This is a genomic window from Streptomyces hygroscopicus subsp. hygroscopicus (assembly GCF_001553455.1).
Classification (GTDB): Bacteria; Actinomycetota; Actinomycetes; order Streptomycetales; family Streptomycetaceae; genus Streptomyces; species Streptomyces hygroscopicus.
Window position 1 is genome coordinate 1 of the sequence record NZ_BBOX01000520.1, and the last position, 6,844, is coordinate 6,844.

Consider the following 6,844-nt stretch of genomic DNA (forward strand, 5'->3'; position numbering starts at 1 on the left):
TGCCTGGGCAGCGGCCGGGCACGCAGCAATCGGGCTCGGTGGCACTCGGTGGCCGCCGCGGCCACGAGCCGCACGAGATCGGGGGCGCCCCCATCGCCCCCGAAGCCTGTCCTCGGCAGCGTCGGCTCCACCTCACCCTCCGGGTCGGGAGGTCGCAGCCATACGGCGGCCTCCTGCGGGCACCGCTTCCCGGGCGCTCCGGCGGCCGGCGGCGGGGGCCAGGAGGAGACGGGGCACGGCGCGGTGATCCGGCCTCCGGCGCCGATCGCGCTCAGGTCCAGCGGCACACCGCCCCACTCCAGCCAGTCGAGCAGCCCCGGCAGCTCGTCGGCGCCGCCGACGGCCACCAGAAGCCGCATCCAGGCGCCCTGCACCGCGACCGGACCGGTCCGCGGTACACGCCGCAGCATCGCGAAACCGGCCACGGCCGGCAGCTCGATGACGTCGAAGGCCACCCCCGTGAGCAGTTCGACGGGATCGCTGCCGGCCGTCGGCCATCCCAGCTCCCGTTCGTACCAGCGTGACCGGGCGGCCGGAGCGGACCGCCTCGTGCCGTGGGCCCCGGAGATCATGCCCAGCAGAACTCTCCGCCCGCCCGCTTGGTTACGTCACCCGATGACACACCGTTCCGGCCCGTGCGCGCACGGTGCCCGGAACGGGTGCTACAGGGGTGGTGAACGGGCGCAAGGTTGTTCGCCCGTAGCGGATGGAACCGGCCCGCGCGGCATGGAGTATCTGTGCTTGCGGGTAAGACATCCCTAGTGGGGAGGGGCGGTCCGCGTGTCAGGAGAACGCAGCGTTCGCCATCGGCGTACTGGTGGTGGGCGTAGATGCCTGGCCTGCGGGAACATCGTCTCGCACCATCGGGTTGAAGCAGTTGTCGGCTGTTCGGGCATGAGGCCAGTGGCTGTTTGCCCCGTGCGAGCGGGGGTGATCCGGACGGTTGTCGGCAGTTGGAATGAGCTGTCCCGGGTTGCGGGACTAGCATGCGGAAGGACAGGGAGGGGATCGTCCCCGATCTTTCTGACCGCTCTGAGGAGCGATTAACGATGTTCGAGAGGTTCACCGACCGCGCGCGGCGGGTTGTCGTCCTGGCTCAGGAAGAGGCCCGGATGCTCAACCACAACTACATCGGCACCGAACACATTCTCCTGGGCCTGATCCACGAGGGTGAGGGTGTCGCCGCTAAGGCCCTGGAGAGCCTCGGGATTTCGCTCGAGGCGGTCCGCCAGCAGGTGGAGGAGATCATCGGCCAGGGCCAGCAGGCCCCGTCCGGGCACATCCCCTTCACCCCCCGTGCCAAGAAGGTCCTGGAGCTGTCGCTCCGCGAGGCCCTTCAGCTCGGTCACAACTACATCGGTACGGAGCACATCCTGCTCGGCCTGATCCGCGAGGGCGAGGGCGTCGCCGCCCAGGTCCTCGTGAAGCTGGGCGCCGATCTGAACCGGGTCCGGCAGCAGGTCATCCAGCTGCTCTCCGGTTACCAGGGCAAGGAGGCCGCCACCGCCGGCGGCCCGGCGGAGGGCACTCCCTCCACCTCGCTCGTCCTGGACCAGTTCGGCCGCAACCTCACCCAGGCCGCCCGCGAATCCAAGCTCGACCCGGTCATCGGGCGCGAGAAGGAGATCGAGCGGGTCATGCAGGTGCTGTCGCGCCGTACCAAGAACAACCCGGTCCTCATCGGCGAGCCCGGCGTCGGCAAGACGGCGGTCGTCGAGGGACTGGCCCAGGCCATCGTCAAGGGCGAGGTGCCCGAGACCCTCAAGGACAAGCACCTCTACACCCTGGACCTGGGCGCCCTGGTCGCCGGCTCCCGCTACCGCGGTGACTTCGAGGAGCGCCTGAAGAAGGTGCTCAAGGAGATCCGCACCCGCGGCGACATCATCCTGTTCATCGACGAGCTCCACACCCTGGTGGGTGCGGGTGCCGCCGAGGGCGCGATCGATGCCGCGAGCATCCTCAAGCCGATGCTGGCGCGGGGCGAGCTGCAGACCATCGGCGCGACCACGCTCGACGAGTACCGCAAGTACCTGGAGAAGGACGCGGCCCTGGAGCGCCGCTTCCAGCCCATCCAGGTCGCCGAGCCGTCGCTGCCCCACACCATCGAGATCCTCAAGGGCCTGCGGGACCGCTACGAGGCGCACCACCGCGTCTCGATCACGGACTCGGCCCTGGTCGCCGCCGCCACCCTGGCCGACCGCTACATCTCGGACCGCTTCCTGCCGGACAAGGCGATCGACCTGATCGACGAGGCCGGTTCCCGGATGCGGATCCGCCGGATGACCGCACCGCCGGACCTCCGCGAATTCGACGAGAAGATCGCCGATGTGCGCCGGGAGAAGGAGTCCGCGATCGACTCGCAGGACTTCGAGATGGCCGCGGGCCTGCGGGACAAGGAGAAGCAGCTCCTCGCCGCCAAGGCGAAGCGGGAGAAGGAGTGGAAGGCCGGCGACATGGACGTCGTCGCCGAGGTCGACGAGGAGCTGATCGCCGAGGTCCTGGCCACGGCCACCGGCATCCCGGTCTTCAAGCTGACCGAGGAGGAGTCCTCCCGGCTGCTGCGCATGGAGGACGAGCTGCACAAGCGCGTCATCGGCCAGAAGGACGCCATCAAGGCGCTCTCCCAGGCCATCCGGCGCACGCGTGCGGGCCTGAAGGACCCCAAGCGCCCCGGCGGCTCGTTCATCTTCGCGGGCCCGTCCGGTGTGGGTAAGACCGAGCTCAGCAAGACCCTCGCCGAGTTCCTCTTCGGCGACGAGGACGCGATGATCTCGCTCGACATGTCGGAGTTCAGCGAGAAGCACACCGTCTCGCGGCTCTTCGGCTCCCCGCCCGGATACGTGGGCTACGAGGAGGGCGGCCAGCTCACCGAGAAGGTGCGCCGCAAGCCGTTCTCCGTGGTCCTCTTCGACGAGGTCGAGAAGGCCCACCCGGACATCTTCAACTCGCTGCTGCAGATCCTGGAGGACGGTCGGCTGACCGACTCCCAGGGCCGGGTCGTGGACTTCAAGAACACGGTGATCATCATGACCACCAACCTCGGCACCCGGGACATCTCCAAGGGCTTCAACCTGGGCTTCGCCGCCCAGGGCGATGTGAAGACCGGCTACGAGCGGATGAAGGCCAAGGTCAACGAGGAGCTGAAGCAGCACTTCCGCCCCGAGTTCCTGAACCGTGTCGACGACACCGTCGTCTTCCACCAGCTCACCGAGAGCGACATCATCCAGATCGTCGACCTCATGATCGCCAAGGTGGACGAGCGGCTCAAGGACCGCGACATGGGCATCGAGCTCAGTGGCGAGGCCAAGAAGCTGCTGGCCAAGCGGGGCTACGACCCGGTTCTGGGCGCCCGGCCGCTGCGCCGGACGATCCAGCGCGAGGTCGAGGACGTGCTCTCGGAGAAGATCCTCTTCGGCGAGCTGCGTCCGGGCCACATCGTGGTCGTGGACACCGAGGGTGAGGGTGAGGAGAAGAAGTTCACCTTCCGCGGCGAGGAGAAGTCCGCGCTGCCGGACACCCCGCCGATCGAGTCCGCCGCTGGTGGCGCGGGCCCGAACCTCAGCAAGGAGGCGTGACGCCCCGCGTCACGCTCCCACGGCGCCTGTGGGGCCGCCCCGGACCATCCCGGTCCGGGGCGGCCCCTTTTGCTGCGGGGGCGGCCTTTTTGCCGCACGTGCCGTTGGCCGTTGGTGGGGCTGTGGGCGGGGCTGTGGGCGGGCGTGGTGGGGTCCGGGTCTTGGGTGGCTGGGTCTTTGGGTGGGTGGGTCTGTCGTTGGTGGGGCTGTGGGCGGGCGCGTGCGGGCGTGCCGGGCGTTGGTGGGCGGCGGGCGTGCCGTGCCTGGCGTGCCTGGCCTTGGCGGGGCTGTGGGCGGGCTTGACGGGTCCCCTCCGGGCGTCTCCGGGCCCCGGCCAGGCCAGCGGCCTGCCTGGCCTGCGGGGCGTGCCTGGCCTGCCCGGCCTGCCTGATCTGCGGGCCGGGCGGGGACCCTGCTGGTGCCCGCCCTCTCCCGGGCGGGCACCCTCACGGTCCCGCCACGATGACCTGGAGGCCCTCCGGGACTCCGGTCACCTCCGCGTTGCGGTGGCTCAGCCGCAGGGTGTGCAGGTGGGGGAAGGCGGCCAGCCAGCCCAGGTCCAGGCCCTCGCCCAGGTCGTAGGCGAGCCACAGCTCGGTCAGCCGCTCGGCCACCAGGCCCTCGGTCAGCTGCTCCGGGGTGAGCGCCCCGGCCACCTGGACGCAGGGGCGGCCGCCGAGACGGCGCAGCGCCCGCAGTTCCCCCAGGTCCGACACCGGAAAGTCGAGTTCCCGCGCATCGAGATGGGCGATGATTTCGTCGGCGTAACGGTCGGTGTCATATCGCCGCCAGGCGCCGGCGAGCTGTGCCCGTACCGCCCAGGAGGTGCGGTCCCGCAGCCGCACCAGATAGTCGATGGCGCGGTCGTCGGCTATCGAGGTGGCGGTGACCGCCAGCCGGTGGGCTTCCTCATCGGATACGCCGCTGGGGTCGGGCAGCATTTCCAGCACGATAGGCCCGATCCAGCCCAGCGCGCGGGCCGCTTCCAGGGACGTCGGGCGTACCAGATCGCGGGTATAGCGGTGCACCCGGGAACGTACCTCGGGGTCCAGCTCCGTCGCGTGTTCCAGACATGAGGCCGCCAGGAGTTTGCGGTGGCGGGCGTGGATCGGCCGGGTGTCTTTGCGGGCCGCCAGCAGCCCCTCCAGGAGGTAGCCGCATTCATCGGGGCGGGCGAGAGCCACCGACATTCTGATCACTTCTTCCCAGTCGTCCAGGTGTGCGTGGTCGATCAGGAAGTCGAAATCGTGCCGTTCCACGACCGCTCGCGCGCTGAGATAGTCCTGGAACGTTCGGTGCACGAAATCGACCGAACCGGGTGTGGGCTCGCGCAATAGCCCGGTCCGGTTGAGCAGATGGCGGTAGATCTCCTCCGGCCCGCCCTGCCGTGCCGCGTGCGGAATGGCCGGGAGGTGCCGGGCCAGTGTCTCGACGGCGGTGGCCCGGTCCATTTCGGACCGGCCGTTGACGAGCATCCAGTGCGCGAGCTTCTGCAGCAGCCGGATCTTCGGTTCCTGGGGGAGGTCGATTCCATCCGGCGACTGCATGGCGCGCTCGCGGTCGCGGCGTTCCAGCAGCATGGAAAGGGCCGCGTCATAGAGGGCTTTCCGGCCGCGCGGCAGATAGCCCCGGCGGTCCCGGTGCAGTGCGCACAGCAGACCGCACATGAGTGGATTGGTGGCCAGCCGGCCGAGGTCCCGGGTAATCCGCACGGCGTCCAGCAGCGTTTCCTCGTAACCGCTCAGCCGCGCCAGATCGGCCCGGTCGGTGATGTCCTGGCGCGCTGCCGCATGCCAGCGCCGGATGAACGCGGCGACCCCTTCGCGGCTGAGCGGGGAGAGTTTCAGCTCGGTGAAGCTTTCGGAGGCGAGCCAGTTCTGCCGTACGGCGGAGGGGCGCGAGGTGACCAGCCAGACATTTCCCGGATAGCGGGTGGGAAGTTCGCGGAGTGCTTCGCGGAGCCGTTCGCGCTCGTCCTCCGGGGCCTCGTCCACGCCGTCCACGAGCAGCAGGCCGCGTCCGTCGGACAGCACGCGTTCGGCCCAGCCCGGTGGCTGTGCGGCGGCGTGCGGATAGCGGACGGCGGAGAGGAAGGCGTCGGGCTCGGGGAAGCCGTTGCGGTTGCTGTTGTGGTTGTGGTTGTGGTTGGGGTTGCTGTGGCTGTTGTGGTTGGTGCTGGGGTTGCTGTGGTTGGTGTTGGGGTTGCCGTTGTCGTTGTTGCGGCCGTGGCGGTCGTGGTTGCTGTCGTGGCGGAAGCGGCGGACCGGCAGCACGAATGGCACCCGCCCGCGCAGCCCCTCCAGCGGGGCCGGGAGGTCACCGCGCGCCACGGACACCGCCAGCCGCTGCACCAGCGTGGTCTTGCCCGCCCCCGCCACGCCCCACAGCAGCACCCGTTCGCGCCCGGCGAGGGCCTGCTCGGCGGGGGCCTGCTCGACGGGGGCGCCGGGGCCGCCGCCCCCGTCGGTCTCGGTCTGCAGGCTGAGGTAGGCGGCGTCCAGAGGCCAGCTGTCGGGGGAGTGGGCCAGGTCGATGCCGTAGATCGTCAGGTGGTCGTGGGCGGCCACGATGTCCTGGGCGTAGCGCTCCTCGAACGCGGCGTCCTCAGTAGCTGCGACGAAGCGGGAGCGGAGGACGAGGAAGCGCAGGATATGCGCGCAGACGGCCTCCCGGAGGCGGGCGTGGGTACGGGCGTCCGCCGCGTTCAGCCCCTCGTCGGCGTCGGGCGCGGCGACGGCCAGGTGCCGGGCGAAGGCTTCGGGGCCGAGGCGTACGGCTCGTACGTCGTCCAGGTCGACGGTGCCGAGGGAGTGGAGGGTGCGCGCGAGGGCGTCGGTGAGGGGGTCGGTAACGGGATCGGTGAGGGGATCGGTGAGGGCGGGGTGCGCCGGTCGCGGTTCCGCCTCGACCTCGATGAGCGCGGCGGCGATCCGGGGCAGGTCCCGTTCGGTAAGCGTGCGGTGATCGCCTTGGAAGGCGACCAGGGACGCGATGCGGACGGGGCGGTCCACCGGCCCGTCCGCGACGAAGAGTTCCTGGACCAGTGCGTGTACGGCTTCGGGATCCATGAGGCCCCGTCCCCCCGGTGACTGTCGTTCGCCGTTCAGAAGCCACCAGGGTAGGCACGGACGGCGCCGGACGGGTGGGGGTTCGGCGTGGGTTCCGGGGGCGGCCGGTGGCACGGGGCGGGTGCGGGGTGGGGCGGGATGGGTGTTGGGTGGGCTGGGGTGCGGTGCGTGGGGGTGCGCCTAATGTTCGTGGTGGGTGCC

The 6,844-nt window shown here is 70.3% G+C and carries 3 protein-coding genes; 1 reads left to right on the plus strand and 2 read right to left on the minus strand.

All coding sequences use genetic code 11. The features are described from left to right. A partial coding sequence (locus AXW62_RS37790; protein ID WP_060948349.1) for an SCO3374 family protein occupies positions 1–572 on the minus strand: 572 nt, incomplete at its 3' end. 477 nt (positions 573–1,049) lie between these two features. On the opposite strand from AXW62_RS37790, the gene AXW62_RS37795 reads away from it, so the two are divergent. Beyond that, positions 1,050–3,575, plus strand: coding sequence for an ATP-dependent Clp protease ATP-binding subunit (locus AXW62_RS37795; RefSeq protein ID WP_060948350.1), 2,526 nt, complete (start codon positions 1,050–1,052; stop codon positions 3,573–3,575). A gap of 446 nt (positions 3,576–4,021) precedes the next feature. Here AXW62_RS37795 and AXW62_RS46505 read toward each other — a convergent pair whose 3' ends face one another. Further along, positions 4,022–6,643: an NACHT domain-containing protein gene (locus tag AXW62_RS46505; protein ID WP_060948351.1), complete on the minus strand. Its 2,622-nt coding sequence runs from the start codon at positions 6,641–6,643 to the stop codon at positions 4,022–4,024. Between the last annotated feature and the right edge of the window lie 201 nt (positions 6,644–6,844).

Excerpts from the sequence above, each read along its gene's own strand:
- AXW62_RS46505 (WP_060948351.1), bottom strand. The coding sequence starts at position 6,643 with ATGGATCCCGAAGCCGTACACGCACTGGTCCAGGAACTCTTCGTCGCG.
- AXW62_RS37795 (WP_060948350.1), top strand. The coding sequence starts at position 1,050 with ATGTTCGAGAGGTTCACCGACCGCGCGCGGCGGGTTGTCGTCCTGGCT.